This is a genomic window from Terrisporobacter mayombei, from assembly GCF_020748465.1.
Classification (GTDB): Bacteria; Bacillota; Clostridia; order Peptostreptococcales; family Peptostreptococcaceae; genus Terrisporobacter; species Terrisporobacter mayombei.
The window spans coordinates 195,805-216,274 of the sequence record NZ_JAHZMP010000001.1; the positions used below are offsets into that span (position 1 = coordinate 195,805).

Genomic DNA, 20,470 nt, shown 5'->3' on the forward strand with positions numbered 1-20,470 from the left:
CCCCATCTTAATGTACATTAAATATGCTATTCATTATATCCTGAACTGTAATACCATCATTTTTTAATTCGTCTACTATGGCTCCTTCTCTTACTACAAGTATCCTATCACTTATTCTGATTACCTCTTCTAAATCGGAGGAGATAAATATTACTCCTATACCTGTTTTTGCAAATTTTTCCACTGTCTTAAAAATATCCTCTTTTGCTGCTATATCTATTCCCTTAGTAGGCTCATCATAAATTATTAAATCTAAATCTTTTTCTAACCATTTAGATACAACAACTTTCTGCTGATTACCCCCACTTAACTCCTTTACATCTTGTTTTACACTATTTACTTTTATTCCTAAGCTTTCCACTCCACCTTCTGAAAACTCAATTTCTTTGTTTTTACTTACAAATATCCCATTTTTAAATCTATCAATTTGTACAGCTGCTGAGTTTGTGTATATGGCATGATCTAAAATTAGACCTAAGTTTTTTCTGTCTTCTGGTATAAGACCTATCTTGTTTGATATGGCTTCTTTTGGAGATGCTATGTTGACTTTTTTATTATTTAAGAGTATTTCTCCGCCTTCTTTTTTATCAATTCCAAAGAGAATATTTATTATTTCTGTTCTTCTAGAACCAACTAGTCCTGCTAGTCCTACTATTTCTCCTTTGTATATATCAAAAGAAACATCTTTTACTTTTGAGGTCCTTAAGTTTTTAGCTTGTAATATTGGATCCTCATCATATCTTGCATAACAATAATCTTTAGCTTCTATAATTTCATGATTTTCATTGCCTGTCATTAGTTGCGTTATCTTAAGTTTTGTTAAATCAGATACTTTATAAGTTCCTATCATTTCTCCATTTTTCATAATACTTGCACTATCACATACTCTAAATACTTCTTCTAATATGTGAGATATGTAGATTATGGTTTTATTCATTGACTTTAGTTTACTTATTATTTTAAATAAACTTTCTTTTTCGTTATTTGTTAAAGAAGTAGTTGGCTCGTCCATAATAATTATATCAGAATTGGCTGATATAGCCTTCATTATTTCTATCATTTGTTGATTTGCTATACTTAATTTTGATGTGATAGTATAAGGATTTATGTTAAAATCAAATTCGTTGCAAACATTTTCATATTCTTTTAGCATGGCCTTTTTATTAACAAAGATTCCATTTGTAAATTCTCTTCCTAAAAATATATTTTCTACAACAGTTAAAGTTGGAACAAGACTTAATTCTTGGTAAATTACACTTATTCCACTTTCTTTTGAGTGATGTGGGTTTTTAAAATTTATTTCTTTTCCATTTAATAAAACTCGTCCCTTAGTTTGACTATGTACTCCTCCAATTACTTTCATAAGAGTTGATTTTCCAGCTCCATTGGCTCCAAGCAAGGCTCTAACTTCTCCTTTTTCTACGGAAAAATCAATTCTATTTAACACTGAAACACTTCCAAAACTCTTGTAAATATCTATCATTTCTAATATTTTACCCATTATTTCACCCCCATTATTTCAAATACTTTATTACTTCATCTATATTTTCCCTCGGTGCTGATAATAGATCCCAAGATAAAACATATCCTTCTATTGATAGCTCATTAAGATTTGTAATATTCTCTTTAATATAATCAGGATAAACTGGGGCGATATCTTCTTTTCTATTTATTTCTATACCTGCATATATACTACTATTTAAGTTTTCTGTCATATATTTTAACTCTTCTTTTACAAAACCTAATGGATATTTGTCACCATTATAATTTAATACACCTATCATTTGTAGGTATTTATCGTTCGCTTTATTTACATCTAATTTAATTGTTTCTTTTACTAAGTTGTCACTTTCAAAAGGTAAACCTGCAGGTGCTTTTGTTATTCTATACATCATAGGCTTTATAAAGTCACATACATTTTGCAACTTTTCTAAATCTTGTCCAGCAAAATAGGATATAAAAGGGGAAAATGTATCTATTCCCACCTTCATATCCAACTTTCTGAAATATTGTGTTATTAGGGATACAGAATTATATACATTATTTGATTTAATGGCAAAAAATTTTTCCCATATTTCATTTTCAAACTTGTATCTTCCTTTTTCATAACTTTTTATATTAAGAGGAATCTGTTGATAATTATCATAACCATCCCTTATTTTTTTCATTTCTTCTTTTAGCATATTCACATCTATATTTTCTTCTTCATATATTTTCATACAATTATAACAGAAACAGTTAAACACACCTGTTAACTTGTTAGAGAATGAACCATATCTAATTTTATCTAAAAAAACTCCATCAAATTCTATGTCACTGAAGTTTTCCTCATATACTTGAATTAAGTTATCTATGTTTATTTTATTATTCGGACAATAAAATTCAAAGTTCTCATCTTCACATAATGCATAACTTTCTATTTCATTTAAATTATAATCTATCAGTAATTTACTGTTTTTAAGTAATCCAATTTCTGAAAATACTGGTATCCATAGATAAAGTTCCGTATTATATTTTTTTAATAATTCCTTCGTTCTTATGTATAAATCTTTATCTGTACACCAACCCATTATTACTTTTTCTATTTTAATATTTTTCAAAACATAACTTAGTTTATCTTTAATTTCACTAAATTCTAAATTATTACTGTTGAATCCACCTGTAAAAATTTGCAAAACTACTTTTTTAGAACTCACAAAATCCCTCCTATTTTAATAGTTTTTTAGCTAATTTTAATCCTCCATAAACAGGATTATTATCTTGTAATATAAACCTTAAATTTTCACAATTTGACATCTCTTTTATATTTTCAGTTACTAATTTTCTGTACAGTTTACTGTTAAATACTCCACCTGATAGTACAATGCTTAATTTATCTTCAGAATTCTTACTTATATTGTTTAATACATTTACTGATGCAACCGATAAATCTTTAGCTGATTCTTCTAATATCTCCATTGCTAAATAATCTTTTAAATCTGCTGCTAAAATTACAAGAGTTGCTATATTAGCTATTTCATAATTATTGCTTATAGAGGTTATTTTATAAGGCAAATTATTAAAACTAGATTCTTCATAATATCTCAATATATAATCAAATAATATGGAATATTTTCTACAACCATCACAATATAATAAGGTTTCTCTAAGAGCCTTTCTTCCGATTTCATATCCTGAGCCTAAGTCACTGAAATTATATCCCCATCCTCCACGTCTTAATATTTTTCCATAACTATTTATTCCTAATACTATAGATCCTGTGCCTGATATAATCACTACGCCTGGTTCATCAGCTTGTGCATAAAAAGCTAATACACTATCATTATATAAATATATTTGTTCTTCTTTTAATCCTGTCTTTTTTATCATATTGAATATTAATTCATAGTCATCTTGGGAGTCATATCCAGATATGCCAAATACTGCTCTTATTATATCTTTTTTATTTATATTTAAATCTTTGTATATTTCTTCTAATCCCAGGTTTAAATTTTGATAAGCAGCATCTATTCCTACAGATTTGTAGTTACTTGAGCCTGTTTGATAATTTCCTAAAATTTTTCCACTTAGATTGCTTATAGTAAACTGAGTTTTTGTCCCTCCTCCGTCTACTGAAACTAGATAGCTCATGTCTAGCACCCCCTTATATTTGACAGCGAATACTGGTATGTTGTTTCTTTCAAACACATGTTTATAGTCCCATTTAATCCATGTTCCTTTGATGATTCTAACACTATTATTTCGGGACAATTTTCTTTACCGACTGCATTAGAAATGTAATTCATCACATAATTAATATCTTCATTTTTTATTATTTCACATTGAATTACCACAGCCTCTGGATTTAATATACAAACTATGTTTAATATAGTTTTTGATATTATCATCACTAAAGTTTCTTTTAAAGCATCTTCTTTTTCTATTTTTATTTTATTCTTTAAATTTAATATTACCTGTTCAAAATTAAAAGTATTTATGTCATGTTCTCCTATGTCCATTATATTTAATTCTCCAGCAAAATTACTGAATCCAGTATATAAGTTTTTGTTGATTATTATTCCTGATCCAAGTCCATCTTCCACATATACTAAAACCATACTGTCATATATTTCTTTATAGTTTTTTTCATAAATTCCTAATGTGGCCAAATTTACATCATTTTCAACAAATGTCTTTATATTGTATTTTGATTCAATTATTTCCTTTAAGTTTATATTTTCAAGAATACTTATATTTGGGATATTCTTTATTATTCCATTTTTTACAGCTCCAGGTACTCCCAAACCTATTGCTTTAATTCTGCAACTTCCGCTTTTTTCAATCAACTTATCAATAACATGGAATAAGTCATTCATAAATATATGGTAATCAGAATTATTTACATAAAATTTATCTTTGTATATAACTTCTCCTATTAAATTAGATACTACTGCAGAAAATATATTATTGTAATAATATAGTGCTATGACATATTCTAAGTCTCCATTAATTTCAAAAAGTTGAGCTCTTCTACCACCTGTCGATTCTGCAATGGCACTTACTTTAATTTTTTCTTTATCTAGAAGCTTATGTACTGTTTTGTTAACTGTAGCTAAACTCAAATTAGTTATATTTGATATTTCAGGTTTTGTTATAGGACCTTGCTTTTTTATTAGATTTTTTATTAGATCTTCATTTACTTTTTTTATTGTCTGTGGCTTTCCTATCATATTATTCATTTTATTTGCACCTTACTTTATAAACTTTATTAATTAAGTTAATTGTATATTAGGTAAATCTTTGTGGCAACATTTATTTTACATTTTTTACCAATATTTTAATGTTTTTTACTCATTTAGAAAGGGAATATCATTTTTTGATATCCCCTTGCATCCTAATTCTTTTTAATTAATGTATCAAATGTAATATTGCATCAACTGCTTTTGATGCACCTCCAGCATTTTTAAAACTCTTTGATAACTTTTCTGCATTTTCTTCATATTTATTATTATTAATAACTTCAAATACAGCTTCTTTTATATTTTTAGGTTTGTCATTTTTTAATACAAAGCCAGCACCTAATTCAGCTACTCTTCTACATACCATGCCTTGTTCTGATTGTTGTGGAAAAAGTATTAGAGGTACTCCATAGTATAAACTTTCATTTACACTATTCATACCACAATGACTTATAAACCCATCTACTTCTTGAAGGACTTTAACTTGTTCCACTTTATTTTCCACTTTAAAATTCTCCGGTATATTACCCAATTGTGATATATCTGTATTGTTTCCAACAGACATAATCACATCTATATCATCATCTTTAAAAGCTTCTATACAATTTTTATAAAAATCAATATTTTTGTTGTTTACAGTTCCCAAAGATATATATATTTTTTTATATGCTTTTCTTTCTTTTTCTACACTTATATCAGCTACTGAAGGTCCTACAAAATAATATTTATCAGAAAAAGTATCAATCATCGGTTGAAATTCTTTTGATGTATACACTATGGTATTTGTATCATTATCATTTTGAATTATTGAAACAAAATTTTTCACATCATAACCATGACTTCTTAAAAATTCTAATTTTTTATTAACTTTTCTCATTCCAAGTACCATATACATAATCTCTTTAAAACCTTGCTTCATCTTAGGTGCAGTATACTGATTAAATGCAAATGTTGTAGTAGAACATATATAAGTAATACCCAACTTATTTGCAAATAATTTTCCCCAACAACATAAAGAGTCAGATACTATGCAGTCTGGATTAATTTCTTTTAGTTCTTTACATACTTTTTCATCTAAAGCTACTGTTGTATCTACTATCATTTCTATCATGGCAGAAAAATCTTTACCAATTTTTTTCTCGTCTTCTGGTCTAAGCTTAGGAATGTAATCATCACAACTTATATAGTTAGCCCCAGCTCCCTCTATTTTTTCTCTAAATTCTTCAAAAGAATAATACCACACCTTATGACCTCTACTAGTTAACTCTCTCACTACCTCTATAGTTGGATTAGTATGCCCATGTGCTGGTATAGAAAAAAATACAACTTTACTCATTTTTACTCATCCCTTATTTATTTTATTTAACTTATTACTTTATTTATTAAAATCTATTCCCATACCTCCCATAAAGTTTATAAGATTACGTTGATGAACTATTGCAATTCCTTTCTCTTCATCACCAAGTACCAATAACTTATCACCTGTATTAACATCAAATAACTCTCTAGCTTCCTTTGGAATAACAATTTGTCCACGTTCTCCCACTGTAACAGAACCAAAGAAATGTTTTCCTTTAGGCGGTATGGCAATTCCTGATTTTTCTTCTGAATAATTAACTAAATTATCCAATGTTACATTATATAATTTTGCAAGTTTAGCACAGCTATTTATATCTGGAACAGACTCATTATTTTCCCATTTTGCAACTGACTGACGAGATACGTTTATATTTTCCGCCACTTCCTCTTGTGTGAAATTATTTATTTTTCTTAATGTTTTTAAATTCATACTAATCATATTTTTCATACCTCCTATATTAATAATATTTGATATATACTATTAATTCTACCAACTATCCTTAACATTAATGTATATATTAGTGGCATTTTTAGAGAAATAATAAAAAAGCCACTGATTATTTTCAGTGGTTTTTTATTATTAATATTTAGATCTCTTTTTACCCACCTTAGTTGATACAAATACCATACTAATAGATAATAATATAATAAACATTTAAAAGTAAAATTAAATTATATACAACATTGTATATAGTCAACATTTTTTATGAAAGATTGTATATATCTTTACATATTCTTATCTTACGAGTTTATTAAAGGATATTAAAAATGGGCGTATCAAAAAAGATACACCCCCACATTTAATATGTATTCATTTAAAAATCTGTGGCAATTACAGTTAGCATTATTTCATCACCTAAATCTTCTCTAACAGAAGTACCAAATATAATATTAGCCTCTGGATCACATAATTCTGTTACTAAATTTGATGCATCATTAACTTCAAATAATGTTAAATCTCCTCCACTGGCAACATTAAGTAATATTCCTTTTGCACCTGTTATGGCAGTTTCAAGAAGAGGTGATTCTATTGCTTCTTTAGCAGCTTCAATCGCTCTATTGTCTCCACTAGCTGTACCTATTCCAATATAAGCTAATCCTTTATCCTTCATTATTGAACTAACATCAGCAAAGTCCAAATTTATAAGTCCTGGCATTTTTATTAAGTCAGATATAGATTGTATACCTTGCTTTAATACATTATCCGCCATAGAAAATGCGTCCATCATTGATGTATTTTGCGATACTATTTGTAACAACTTATCATTTGGTACAGTTATTAATGTATCAACGCTTTCTTGAAGATTTTTAATTCCTTCTTCGGCATTCTTCATTCTTATTCTACCTTCAAAACCAAAAGGCTTAGTAACAACACCTATTGTAAGTATTCCCATTTCTTTTGCTATACTTGAAACTATTGGCGCAGCACCTGTTCCAGTACCTCCACCCATACCTGCAGTTACAAATACTATATCTGTCCCTTCAAGTTCATTTATTATTTGAGATCTACTTTCTTTAGCTGCATCTTTTCCTACTTCTGGTTTGGCTCCAGCGCCTAAACCTCTAGTTATTTTTTCGCCAATTTGAATTTGCTTGTTTGCCATTGAAGAAAATAAGGCTTGTTTATCTGTATTTACAGAAATAAAATCTATTCCTTTTACTCCTTCACTTATCATTCTGTTGACTGCGTTGTTTCCTCCGCCTCCGATACCCATAACTTTTATCACAACATTATTGTTATCAAGCTCTATATTAATTCTATTTTCGCCCATTATTCTACCCTTCCTACTTATTAATTTTTTCTCAATTATTATTCATAACCTTCTGAATAATAAAATGTCCTTACATACACCATTTAATTATACTAAATATTTCACCACTTTTATATCTGATTTTGTAAAAATATCATTATTTTCCACATTATTCAATAAAAACTTGTATAATATAAATTAACATAAAAATATGAACTTCTTTAAAAAATAAAAAGAGATGTTAGTTTTAACTCAACATCTCCATAACTTTATAATATTTCATCTAATATATTTATTGCTTCTTTAACTAAACATGGACAAAATTCTAATAGTTTTCCACTTGCAAAAGCTTTTTCCCTCTCTTTAGGAATTGATATATCATATCCTAGTAATTCTTTACACATACATGAACCAAACATTTCAGAAAACTCATGTCTGAATTGCAATGTTTTAGCAGTACATAAATCTTTACTTGATTTTAAATCTGATTCTTCATAATACCCATATTTTAATCCTATTGCAATTACAGCACCACAACTATCTCCTGAAAACATACCACCACCTAATCCAGCAGTAATTTTTAATGCCATTTCTTCATCCAAATTTAACTTGTCTGCATAATATGTAAGCACAACTTGTCCACAATTATAGCCTTGTTCAAATAAATTTTTTATTTCTAATTCATTTATTTTCATACCCTCCCATTGGTATGATTATATAATGTTTAAATTAATTTATAAATAATAAGATTTATTAGACTTTGAAAATTAAATCTTACATTAGCCAGTTATCGCTGGAAGAATATATTTATTAATTAATGTGAGCCTATCATTTGGATTCATAATAAGTCTTGATGTTATTGCAATAACCATATCTTTTTGTGGGATGCAGCAAATTACATTTCCTCCATCTCCTAATGCACAGTGCATAAAAGTATTGTTTTCATCAAACAACCACCATAAATATCCATAGTGGTTATGGTTTATTACTAAAGATTCTTCAATATATTTTTGAGGAATAATTTGTTTATTTTCCCATAACCCCTTATTCAAATATAAAAATCCAAAGCGTGTCATATCACGTGGAGTTAGAGTTAGCCCCCATCCTCCAGCACTATTATTATCTGGGTCTTTTACCCATCCTGTTACATGCTTTCCAAAGAAAAACTTCTCATAATCCGATGCTGTCATTTCATAAGCTGGCATTTCCCTCATACCAATAGGCTTAAATAAATATTCATTGGCAAACTCTCTTGCAGATTTTCCTGTACTTCTTGTAATTATTGTTGACAGTATATGTGCACCTGCAGTTGAATATTTGAACTCTTTAGTTTCACTTTTTCCATTTAGCAAATCTAGTGCATATTTTGTCCAATCTGGACTACAACATAACTCTTGAAAAGGCTCTATTTCATAAGAATAAGTTGCCGTCATTGTAAGTAGATCCTTTATAGTAATTTCATATTTTTCTTTTTCATTAGTTTTATATTCTGGGAAAAAATCTAACACCCTCTGTTCCACACTTTTTATAAAACCTTTATCTATAACAATTCCAATAAGAGCAGATAAGATACTTTTCGTTACAGAAGCTACATGAATTGTATCATCACAAGTGTATCCATCATAATATTTTTCGTAAGCAATATATCCATTTTTTACAATAACAATGCCACTTATATTGCTATAATCATTTTTTATTGTTGTATCAAGGATTGAAAGTTTTTTTCTATCAATCTCTAGTGTGGCAGGATCTGCTTCTTTCCACTTATTAGTTGGCCAATATGTTCTTTTCAAATTAAACTCCTCCTAAAAACAATCATTTCTTTTTTACAGGACAATAAATCTCTGTAATAAGCTCTTCAGGTGAGGTAACTTGCTCAGGGTTGTTCATATATACATCATAAGGAAGGTTTGATAATTCATAATTTTCTTTTTCTAACCACTCACGCTGTTTTACATATATGGATGTAATCTTGGAATAGGAACCATTTAGGACTGTTTTGATACATAAACCTGGGTCAAAATCCCTACTTCCCCTTACAAACTCCTTAATTGGAATGGCAAATTCTATATCATAACCATCTATTTTATATTCTTTACTATGATAAATTGTCATAGGCGACCCAATCATAGTAAGATTATCAGTGGCTATTATTTTATACAATAAATTAAAAAATTGTCCATATCCCTGTGCACAGTCACTAACCGTAACCATTTTGCGAACAGAAAGAATACACATTGGTTCACATTCTACAAGTTGTATATCTATATTTTCAAAATATGACATAACTGATATTCCCTGACTTAAACTATAAATATCATTATATATTTGGTTCAAAGTATTCTCAAAAGCATATATTTTATTTTCTATTTCTTTTTTCTTTTCTTTAAGAACCAAAGAAAGATGTTCTTCAACTTGATTTTCTTCCAATTGAAGAATATCTTTAATTTCTTTCAAAGAAAAATCATAGGATTTTAATCTTTCAATAAAAAGCATCTTTTTTAATTGATCAATAGAATAATACCTATAACCATTATCACAATTAATTTTATCCGGATAAATTAATCCTATCTCATCATAGTAGCGAAGTGTTTTTGTAGATACTTTGCATATTTTAGAGAATTCTCCAATTGATAACATAATATAAACCTCCTTTGTGTGTTTCTTCATGTTCAATTTAACTATACACCTTGCCCCAAGGTCAAAGTCAACGGCACTTTTAATTAACTTGTTTATCAGACAATCTCAAATCTTTTATTTCTTAATAATTATTTTTGTCTATGCTTTTTATTGTCAAATTCATTTTTCCCACTTCTTGCTTGAATATTATAATCCAACTTATGATATATTTTCCTATAAATAGTGAATATTTACCAGCTTTTTATGATAATATGTTAAATAGTTAATATAACATGAAAAGAGGTGTAAGCATATGAAATATGATAAAGAAAAAATAGATGATATTAATAAATCTTCAAGAATAAACAAAAAAATTGCCCCTTGGGATAGGCCTCTTTTTTTAATGATAATAACCTTTATTGGAGGTTATATGAATGCATATACATATATTACAAGAAATGGTATTTTGGCTAATATGCACACTGCTAATATGTCTATATTTGGAATTAGTATTGCACTCGGTCAATGGCAAAGAGCACTAAATCACTTTATTCCAATAATTGCATGTATACTTGGTGCTGCATTTAGTGAATTTATTAAATCTCTAATTATAAAAAAGAAATACAAAGGTGATTGGAGAAAAATGGCCCTTGTTTTAGAAGCTATGGCATTGTTTTGCATTGGATTATTACCTAAATATGTGCCAGATTATATTGTTAATAATCTTGTTTCTTTTTTCATGGGATATTTATTATGTCTGTTTAGAAATTTCTTTGGTATTGCATATAATACAACAATTTGCACAGGAAATCTTAGAACTGTTGGTCAATTATTTTATGGTGCACTGGATGAAAAGAGCAAAGATTCTCTTATGAAACTACTTACCTTTACAGTCCTTACATTTTCTTTTGCCCTAGGTGCCATACCTGGGACTATAATTTCTATTGCCGTAAGTACTAAATCTGTATGGGTTTGCAGTTTTTTATTATTATTGCTGGTACTGTGGATGTCTAAGTTTGAATTAAATAGTAAATTACCAAATAATAATAAATAATTCATTCTTTATTATTTGCTAAAATGCCATTTATTTTATAGTGAACTTAAACTACAAAAGCTACTGACTTTAAATCAGTAGCTTTTTTAAGTTATTAATTATTTAAAAGTTTTTCCTTAATCATTTCTATATCATCTTTGTTATATTTCAACTGTGAGATACTAAAAGTAATAATAGCATTATCATAAACAATTACTTTTGTCTCTGAAATGTGTGAAACATATACTTCCTTGGCTCCCCATTTTTTTGCTTCTATTTCATCTTTTTTATAATCACTAACAAACTCAGTATATTCGTTTAAAGTACTTTCTAATGCTATTTCTAAAATTTTATCATATTTACTTTTAACTACTGTATAATAAAGTTCCCCTTTAGAGTCTTGTTCGTACTCATAATCATAACTGTTTGTCTCTTCATCATAAGTTTTCTTTTTATCTTCTGTATAAATATCATCAGAACAATCTACATAGGTTCCCAAAGGTGATGAAGAATAATTTTTATGAGTTTCTCTTTTCCCTGTAATACTTTGATCAAAATCTTCCAAAGATAATGGTATCTCATCCTTTGCAGTGTTATTTAAGGAATCCGAATCACTGATTATTGCAGCAAATCCAGTAATAATTAAAAAAGCTGTAATAAAAGTTCCTATTTTTTTAACTAAACATTTTTGTTTAAAATTCTTTTTGACATTTAAATCCAAGTCCTTATTTTTAACAACAACTTTATATTTTTTAAACTTAATAATAAAAGAAATAACATTTAAAATTATAAGTAATATAAATGAAATAACAAAAAATATGGTACTCTTACTTGTTAGTAAAGCTATTACTCCTACTTTAGTTAAACATATTATATATATATTTATAGCTAAGATAATTAAACCAAAGATACAATAATAATATTCTTTAAATACATTTCTAAATTTCAATTCTTGTCGTGGAAAATTTTTAGTCTCAGAATTATTTATAAATATTTGAAAAGTTTCATTACCACATATATACTCTAAATTTGATTCTTTATATAAATTTACATAGTCTGATTTTAAAGCATATTGATTCTTTACCATTTCATGTTTTGTGTTATCTACAAAGAAATTTATCAACTTAGGCTCTATTTTTTCAAAAGTCAAATACATAGCACTTATTTTCTTTATCATCCATCCATTTTGTGCTTTTTCACTTAAATATTCTTCTAAAAATTCTACATCTAAAATATCAAAATAATTATATTTTTTCATTTTGTTTTTCCCAATCAAAATGAATTCCCCTCCTATTTTCCTACTTGGTAAAACATCCTTTCTTATCAAGTATAAAAACTATAGCTATAGAAGAAATCAAAACAAAGGTAGCTATAAGTCCGGCTTCTGGCCCAAAGGATCCACCACTAATAACATCACTTCCCACTAAATTTAAATCAACAATACTAGAAACACCCAAATTTAGTCCGCTGACTTCAAATCCAAATATATTACCTTGAGCAAAATTCCATGCTGAATGCATACCACAAACTGCCCAAAGATCATTAGTTTTTGTAACATAAATACCATAAAAAAGTCCTACTAAAATAATATTTATTACTGCTATGTAGTTAACATCAGGATTGAATAAATGCATAAATCCAAATATGGTAGAAGAAAGAATTAATGCAAAAGCTTTATTATATCTAGCAGCTAAAACGTTCATTAGCCAACCTCTAGTTACTATTTCTTCCGTTCCACCTTGAATAATCCAACCAATTAATATGAACATTACACCACCAAGTGCAGACATGCCAACAGGCTGACTAGGATTTTTTTCCACTGAAATACATCCAAATAAATACAGTATTAAAACCACAATAGACATCATAACAAGACCAATTATGAAACCTTTTATGTATTTTTTAAGCCAACTATCTTTGCTAAATCCAAGGGTCGAAATACTCCTTTTTTCAATATATTTAACTCTTATAAAAACTAGAAGTGATATAAATATAAATGAGCCTAATTGAATAAATAGTTCTAATATCTTTAGATTTGATGATAGACTCTCTGAGAAAGATAAAATTATATACAATGGAATTATGCAAATTCCACCAATAATTTGACCTCCAGTCATAAATAAAAAAGCCAAAATTGTTGCCCAAATAAAATTAGGCAACTTTTTACTTCCTTTGGCTAAAGTAACAAGATCTTCTTTTTTTGAATACATAGTATCCCCCTAAGGCATTTCTATTTCGATTTGAAATTATATATTGGTTTGATTACATCAATTATATCTACCGTATCACCAACAAATTTTAAAATATCCTCTATAGGTTTATATGCCATTGGTGCTTCATCTATTGTCCCTTCACATACAGAAGTAGTCCAAATATCTTTCATAGTGTTCTCAAAGTCATTAATATTTAACTTTGCCTTTGCTTCTGTTCTACTCATAAGTCTTCCAGCTCCATGAGGTGCTGAAAAGTTCCAATCTTCATTCCCTTTTCCTATGGCAAGTATACTTCCATCTCTCATATTTATTGGGATAAGTAGCTTTTCTCCTTCATAAGATGATATGCTACCCTTCCTTATTATATTATCTTTAAAATTTATATAATTGTGAGTTGTATGGAAGTGACTAAAATCATCAACACTTTTATTTATCAATTTATTTAAAATTATATCTGCCATGACCTCTCTATTTATTTCAGCATACTCCTGACAAATTTTCATATCATGTAAATATTCTTCTCTATATTTTCCACTTAAAAAACATAAGTCTTTAGGATATTTCGGTTTTAAATCTGCATATTTTTTTATTAACTTTTTCAATTCATTTTGAATTTCTTTTCTTCTTCCTTGTTCCTTAAATGTCTTTATTAATTCTTCTTTTTCTTCATAAAACTTTTCTTTACCACTACATAACTCTATTGCTAAACTTTGATAGTATTCTGCAACTTGTTTTCCTAAATTTCTACTACCAGAATGTATTACTAAATATTTGTTTTTGTTCTTATCTTCATCAACCTCAATAAAGTGGTTCCCCCCACCTAAAGTTCCTATACTTCTTTCTATCCATTTGCTTTGTTTCAATTCTCTATAACAGTATAGATCTTGTAATTTAGTAAAGTTATATTTTTTACCTTCGTGAACATTTTTACCAGAAGGTACATATTGATTAATAATATTATCTAGTTCATCTAAAGGAAATTCCATTTCCCCTAGTTCTACAGTAAACATTCCACACCCAATGTCCACACCTACTATGTTAGGTATGACCATGTCCCCAAGCTTAGCAGTAAATCCAATAACACATCCTGCACCTGCATGAGCATCTGGCATTATTCTTATTTTGCCATTTTTAACAAATTCTTGGTCACAAAGCTCTTCTATTTGCTCCCTTGATTTTTCATCAATCTTATCAGCAAATATTTTAGCCGAGTTGTATTCTCCCCTTACTTCTATCATCCTTATCACACCCTTTTTATGTTGTAATATTATCTTATCATTTTTATTTTTATAATTGTGAATTTTTTACAAATAAAATGCCATTGATTTTTCAATGGCAAATTTACTTATTTTATATGAAAGTATAATTATTTAATTTAAGCTATTGCTTTAGATATTTCTTTATTATTCATTAATAATTTGATTAATGTTGGTATAAATATCAATTGTATTAGCATGCCTGGTATGGCATTAGTTAAACCGCCAACTACATACATAATTGGGTTTATTTTAGGTGCCAAAGTCAAAGATACTGCATATGCTCCTGCAATGGCAAATAATCTTCCCACTATCATGGCAGAAACTAGAGATAAATAAACTTTATTTGTTTTACTAAATACTAATCCTGAGATTAATCCATATCCACAAAGTTCAAAAGCCATAATTGGCATAACCGGAACTAAAGGCGGCATACCTGTTAATAGTCCACTAAGGACTGGAGTAATTATTCCCACACCGGCTCCATATATAGGTCCCAAGAAATATCCTGCTATTAAAACTGGAATATGCATTGGTAAAAATATAGGCCCTCCCATGCTAAACATGTGAAACACCATTGGTAAAACAATACCACATGCAATAAAAAATCCTGATAATATTAATTTTTTTGTTTTCATAAAATAAATCCCCCTGTTTATTAATTACAAATTTAAATAAATATAATTCCCTTGATAGTTCCTTTAAGTTTTTTAATTCTTTTCTATAACTACATAGTACATCTCATCATTTTCAAAGGCTTCAGTTACCTTTAGTCCAGCATTAATAAAAACATTTTTTTGCTCATTTATTTCCATTAATATTGATTCATGTACTCTTTCATCAGCACTACTATGAAGATTATTTAAAAACTCTCTACTATCTGAATGTGCAATCATTAATATTCCATCTTCTTTTAAACTATCTTTTACAAGATTTGAAATAGTTTGTGTTTTATTCTCTAAATGAGGATACATGGAGTATAAAATTATTTTGTCATATTTATGTTTCAAATCTTCCTTTTCAACATTTACTAGGTCAAAATTGACATTACTCAAATGATTAAATTTACTTTTAGCAACTTCTAACATTCCTTCAGAAATATCTACACCTTTGATTCTTCCTGTACATACTCTTTCATTTAAAAATGGTATTAAAACTCCCGTTCCAGTACCTATGTCCAGAATCTCATCGCCTTCTTGAATTTTAAGCTTGTCCAATAAATAATTAATTTTAGATTCATCTATATTAATCATATTGTCCCATTTTTTAGCTACAGAATTAAAAAAATCTGCTTGTCCCAAAATATTCCCCCCTAACAAAAAAAGCCATGAAGGTAAAAAACCTTCATGGCTTCGTTTCAAATTATTTTATTGACATAATTGTAACACACTTTAATTAATTTTTCATTAATTTTACACATTTATTATTAAATAGTAGCAATTATCTAGATACTTCTCCTGTAGACTTGTCTACATACCACCATCCATAAGTCTCTCTCATTCCATTGTCATCGTAGTTATCAGCAGTCATATGATATCTATTTCCTATTACTTCATATACTTCAATTGTGTTTGGGGCATGACCAATTTCTTTTCTAAAATAATTTGCAAGTATTTTTTTTGCCTTATCTTCAGAAATTCCAGCACTATTTAAACTTTTTTCTTTCTTTTTAACTACCTCTTGTATTCTCTTCTCTTCTTCTTTAACCATTTTTGCTATGGCATCTTCACAATCTTCTTTTATATTTGTTAAAGTTTCTTTTTGTGAATCATAAGACTTATTGTCTTTTATAAGTTCTAAAGCTTTATCAATATCTTTTATTGCTTTTGAGTAATTTTTATTAGAAAAATAATCTTGAGATGATTTCGTTAATTTATCAATTTTCTCATTTAATTCCTTGTCTTTTTTAACTTGCTCTTTTAAAGTTTTAGCTTCTTGAATTAAAATATCAGATCCATTTTCATAATTTATAACTTCATCTAAAAGTTCTAATGATTGATCAAATTCACGTTCTTCAAGAGATTTTAAAGCTTTAACATATTTCTCACTTTGATTGTATAAATCAGTTGCCACCTTGTCATCTTTTTTTTCTTCCAATGCCTTTTCAAACTCGGTTATGGCATCTTCATATTTTTTGTTTTTCAAAGCCTCGTTACCCAACTCTATGGCTTCATTGTAAGCTGCATCACTTTTACACCCCACTAGTAAAAACATACTTAATATGCATACTGATATTAATTTCTTTTTCATTTTGTATCCCTCACTTTGTATCTATATTTTGACATTGTAATTATATCAAAATATAGATTATTTTTCCATAAAGGTTTATAACTAATTGTTTTTTTAATTTTTTAATATACATTTCTATTTTATAATACTTTTTATTTGATTTTTAAGCTTTGGATTAAGATTTTCCTTTGAATAGACCTTTTTCCATTCTTCATTTAAGGATTTCTTCTGATCATTTGAAAAACTTTCGGAATGATCCGGATTAAGAATGTCAACCATTTCATAACTCTCAAAGTCAATATATTTACATAATTCATCTATGTGTTGAATTAAAAACCTCATATTATCATATGATACAAAGCTTCCACTTCGTCCATGTTTTGAAAGGTAACTACTTATTTGATAGTCTTCATTTGTTGCTTTAAAATATGCACCTGAAGCATCCATTGTTTCATTACTATCATTTACATATCTAACAAGCTGAATTTCTCTTATTAATTTATCTTTTTCTGTTAAATCTTTATATCTGAGGTTTATGTGTCCAACTAGTCCAAAATCCCAATCAGGATCTAAAATATAATGTTTACGCTCTTTAATTGTATCGTCATCAATATCCAATTCTTTAAGTTTTTCTAAATTTTTATCAATTTCATTATCTCTAATTTCTGTTAATTCTTTAATACTCAAATCCTCTAAATTTTTAGGTGATTTTTTTTCTGACTTTTTTTCATTAGATACCTCAGGGCTTTTAGTTATTTTTTCATTATCATTTTTATTTGCAAATACAAATACAATTGTTGATATACCTAAAGTAGCTAAAATCAAAATTAAACCTATTTTTTTCTTAAACATTTCTATTTTCATCCCTTCAATAAATTCATTCTATAAAACTTATCATTACTGTCATTTTATGTTTTCCCTGATTCTATTGAATTAGCTGTTTCACTAAATGATGATGTTATTATTGTTAATGAAAGAACTAATGCAAAAACTTTAGTTATTCTTTCATTTAATTGCATGTTAGTCCCCCCTCTTCCAAAACCAATTATATCAAACTAATAATCAATGTAAATAAATGGTAAACAATTATATTCTTTCAATATCTTAAGCTTAATTTATTTTCAAATAAAAAAAGTAGTTACTAACAAATATTTTTTAGTAACTACTTTGATCTTTAATTATTTCTAATATTATTAAATATTTCTTGCTACTTCATATGCATCCCAGATAGCGTACATAATATTTTGTACTTTATTAGCATCGCCAATCATTCTTACTCTTGGGTGTAAGAACTTGATTTCATCATATAATGATTTTTCTGAATTATATCCTATAGCAAGTATTGCTGAATCTGATTTTATTACTTCTTCTTTTCCATGGACTTCAATTACAAAACCTTCTTCTACTGATTTTATAATTTTAGCGCCACATTTTACATTAATTTTCTTAAACTCAACTAAGTCTTTCAACATATCATGATTTGCATGACATAAAGGACCTCCAACTTTCAAGATATCATCCATCATTTCAACAATAGTTACATCTTTTCCTTGATCCTTTAACCATAGGGCAGTTTCACATCCTACTAAACCACCACCTATAACTATAGTAGACTGTCCTACATCCTCCTTTTTAAGTAATACTTCCTCAGCTGTAAATACCTTTTTAGGTCCTTCTATAGATAATTTTCTTGGTCTAGATCCTGTTGCAATAATTACTGTATCAGCTTCGTATTTTTTAACAGTTTCTGCTGTAGCACAGGTTTTAAAATCTATTTTTACTCCAAGTTTTTCAAGTTCTAATTCATACCACTTCACAAGAGCAAGATCGTCTTCTTTGAAATCTGGTGCTCCTGCTGGAATTAAATTTCCGCCTAATCTTTCAGATTTTTCTATAAGTACCACATTATGACCTCTTAGTGCTAATACCCTTGCAGCTTCACATCCTGCAACTCCACCACCTATAATAAGTACTTTTTTCTTTTCATCTGCCTTTTTAATTTCTAGCTCTTTTTCTCTTCCACAAGCTGGGTTAACTGCACATGATATATTTGCATAAGTCTGTAATCTTCCCATACAGCCTTCTTGGCAAGAAAGACAAGGACGAACACTTTTGTAATCATCTACTAATATTTTATTTGGTATTTCTGCATCTGCAAGTAATGGTCTAGCAAGACCTATCATATCAGTTTTTCCTGCTACTATAGCTTCACTAGCTAAATCTGGATCTTCCATTCTTCCTGCACTAATTATAGGGACATTTACATTGTTTTTAAGTATTTCATTGTAAGGTAAATATAATCCCTTTTCTTGATACATAGGTGGATGACTCCAGTACCATGAGTCATATGATCCTACATCTGCATTTAGTGCATCGTAACCTGCATCAACTAATATTTTAGCTGCTTCAATTCCTTCTGGAATATCACGTCCCATCTCTTGGAACTCTTCATTTGGTAGTCCGCCCTTACACCAATCTTTTATAAAACTTTTAATACTATATCTTAAAGATACTGGGAAATCTTCTCCACATCTCTTTTTAATCTCTTGTACAATTTCACATGCAAAGCGTAAACGATTTTCTAAGCTTCCACCATATTCATCAGTTCTATTATTAAATAATGCAATTGCAAATTGATCAATTAGATATCCTTCATGAACAGCATGAATTTCTACACCGTCAAATCCTGCTTTTTTTGCAATTTCTGCTGATTCCCCAAACTTTCTTACATATTCTTTTACTTCAGCATTTGTTAACTCACGACATGTTACACCTTTTAAAAATCTATGAGGTATTGGTGAAGGTGCTACTGCTACATCTCCTACTATAGATGGAATACTAACACGTCCAAAACCTCCAGATAGTTGTAAAAATATTTTAGAACCATAAGCATGAACACGTTCTGTCATAGCCTTTCCTCTAGTAATAAAACTAAGTGGATTAATAGTAGGACAAGGCATAGATGGTAGTGCACATTTTTCAATATCATTCTCAACCATAGTTACCCCAGTCATGATTAAGCCAGTTCCACCTTTTGCACGTTCTACATAGAACTCTTCTCCTCTTTCATTGAAACTCCCGTCAGGATTACACAATCCCCCTGGCCCCATTGGAGCTAGTACAAATCTATTTTTTATCTCCAACTTACCGATTTTAATTGGCTCAAATAAAACTTTATACTTTTCTTGCATCATATTATCCTCCCCTAATACTAAATTTATTTTTGTAGTGAATCACTATCTAACATTCAGTATAGAATATGAAGTAACTTTATCTGCAAGGGTTTTTGTTA

18 protein-coding genes and 2 pseudogenes are annotated in these 20,470 nt (G+C 28.5%); 1 reads left to right on the forward strand and 19 read right to left on the reverse strand.

Annotation, left to right across the window (positions count from 1 at the left end; all coding sequences use genetic code 11):
• Window positions 1-7: 7 nt before the first annotated feature.
• The 11 genes and pseudogenes from K0039_RS01005 to K0039_RS01050 form a co-directional block, all read right to left on the reverse strand.
• A complete protein-coding gene (locus tag K0039_RS01005) occupies window positions 8-1,501 on the reverse strand; it encodes a sugar ABC transporter ATP-binding protein (RefSeq protein WP_228103202.1) in 1,494 nt (497 codons plus the stop codon).
• 13 nt (window positions 1,502-1,514) lie between these two features.
• Window positions 1,515-2,696, reverse strand: a complete 1,182-nt coding sequence (locus K0039_RS01010; protein WP_228103203.1) for a hypothetical protein — start codon at window positions 2,694-2,696, stop codon at window positions 1,515-1,517.
• 10 nt (window positions 2,697-2,706) lie between these two features.
• Complete coding sequence (locus tag K0039_RS01015; protein WP_228103204.1) at window positions 2,707-3,630, reverse strand: BadF/BadG/BcrA/BcrD ATPase family protein; 924 nt, start codon at window positions 3,628-3,630, stop codon at window positions 2,707-2,709.
• A gap of 2 nt (window positions 3,631-3,632) precedes the next feature.
• On the reverse strand, window positions 3,633-4,718 hold the full coding sequence (locus K0039_RS01020) for an ROK family protein (RefSeq protein ID WP_228103205.1): 1,086 nt from the start codon (window positions 4,716-4,718) through the stop codon (window positions 3,633-3,635).
• A gap of 169 nt (window positions 4,719-4,887) precedes the next feature.
• Complete coding sequence (locus K0039_RS01025; RefSeq protein ID WP_228103206.1) at window positions 4,888-6,054, reverse strand: macrolide family glycosyltransferase; 1,167 nt, start codon at window positions 6,052-6,054, stop codon at window positions 4,888-4,890.
• 39 nt (window positions 6,055-6,093) lie between these two features.
• Window positions 6,094-6,303 carry an AbrB/MazE/SpoVT family DNA-binding domain-containing protein gene (locus K0039_RS22755; protein WP_334302527.1) on the reverse strand — a complete coding sequence of 70 codons (210 nt, stop codon included), beginning with the start codon at window positions 6,301-6,303 and terminating at the stop codon, window positions 6,094-6,096.
• 33 nt (window positions 6,304-6,336) lie between these two features.
• Window positions 6,337-6,525 (reverse strand): annotated as a pseudogene (locus K0039_RS22760) (helix-turn-helix transcriptional regulator); the annotation flags it as partial.
• A 370-nt stretch (window positions 6,526-6,895) separates the two neighbouring features.
• Window positions 6,896-7,849, reverse strand: a pseudogene (ftsZ, locus tag K0039_RS01035) (cell division protein FtsZ); the annotation flags it as partial.
• A 248-nt stretch (window positions 7,850-8,097) separates the two neighbouring features.
• Entirely contained in the window at window positions 8,098-8,523 is a 426-nt protein-coding gene (locus K0039_RS01040; RefSeq protein ID WP_228103208.1) for a C-GCAxxG-C-C family protein, read from the reverse strand.
• Between the two features lie 84 nt (window positions 8,524-8,607).
• Window positions 8,608-9,621, reverse strand: a complete 1,014-nt coding sequence (locus K0039_RS01045; protein ID WP_228103209.1) for a serine hydrolase domain-containing protein — start codon at window positions 9,619-9,621, stop codon at window positions 8,608-8,610.
• A gap of 22 nt (window positions 9,622-9,643) precedes the next feature.
• Window positions 9,644-10,468, reverse strand: coding sequence for a MerR family transcriptional regulator (locus K0039_RS01050; RefSeq protein WP_228103210.1), 825 nt, complete (start codon window positions 10,466-10,468; stop codon window positions 9,644-9,646).
• A gap of 292 nt (window positions 10,469-10,760) precedes the next feature.
• Here K0039_RS01050 and K0039_RS01055 point away from each other — a divergent pair, with 292 nt between their 5' ends.
• Window positions 10,761-11,501 (forward strand): YoaK family protein, encoded by a 741-nt coding sequence (locus K0039_RS01055; protein WP_228103211.1) that lies wholly within the window; start codon window positions 10,761-10,763, stop codon window positions 11,499-11,501.
• A 94-nt stretch (window positions 11,502-11,595) separates the two neighbouring features.
• Here the strand turns inward: K0039_RS01055 and K0039_RS01060 are convergent, their stop codons facing one another.
• The 8 genes from K0039_RS01060 to K0039_RS01095 form a co-directional block, all read right to left on the reverse strand.
• Window positions 11,596-12,756 (reverse strand): DUF2812 domain-containing protein, encoded by a 1,161-nt coding sequence (locus K0039_RS01060; protein ID WP_228103212.1) that lies wholly within the window; start codon window positions 12,754-12,756, stop codon window positions 11,596-11,598.
• A gap of 22 nt (window positions 12,757-12,778) precedes the next feature.
• Window positions 12,779-13,690: a CPBP family intramembrane glutamic endopeptidase gene (locus K0039_RS01065; RefSeq protein ID WP_228103213.1), complete on the reverse strand. Its 912-nt coding sequence runs from the start codon at window positions 13,688-13,690 to the stop codon at window positions 12,779-12,781.
• 20 nt (window positions 13,691-13,710) lie between these two features.
• A complete protein-coding gene (locus K0039_RS01070; protein ID WP_228103214.1) occupies window positions 13,711-14,931 on the reverse strand; it encodes an RtcB family protein in 1,221 nt (406 codons plus the stop codon).
• Between the two features lie 137 nt (window positions 14,932-15,068).
• A complete protein-coding gene (locus K0039_RS01075; protein WP_228103215.1) occupies window positions 15,069-15,587 on the reverse strand; it encodes an ECF transporter S component in 519 nt (172 codons plus the stop codon).
• A gap of 72 nt (window positions 15,588-15,659) precedes the next feature.
• Window positions 15,660-16,250, reverse strand: a complete 591-nt coding sequence (locus K0039_RS01080; protein WP_228103216.1) for a class I SAM-dependent methyltransferase — start codon at window positions 16,248-16,250, stop codon at window positions 15,660-15,662.
• 139 nt (window positions 16,251-16,389) lie between these two features.
• Window positions 16,390-17,199, reverse strand: a complete 810-nt coding sequence (locus tag K0039_RS01085) for a hypothetical protein (RefSeq protein ID WP_228103217.1) — start codon at window positions 17,197-17,199, stop codon at window positions 16,390-16,392.
• A gap of 114 nt (window positions 17,200-17,313) precedes the next feature.
• Window positions 17,314-18,042, reverse strand: a complete 729-nt coding sequence (locus K0039_RS01090) for a hypothetical protein (protein WP_228103218.1) — start codon at window positions 18,040-18,042, stop codon at window positions 17,314-17,316.
• Window positions 18,043-18,371: 329 nt separating this feature from the next.
• Window positions 18,372-20,372, reverse strand: coding sequence for an FAD-dependent oxidoreductase (locus K0039_RS01095; RefSeq protein ID WP_331476643.1), 2,001 nt, complete (start codon window positions 20,370-20,372; stop codon window positions 18,372-18,374).
• Window positions 20,373-20,470 lie beyond the last annotated feature (98 nt).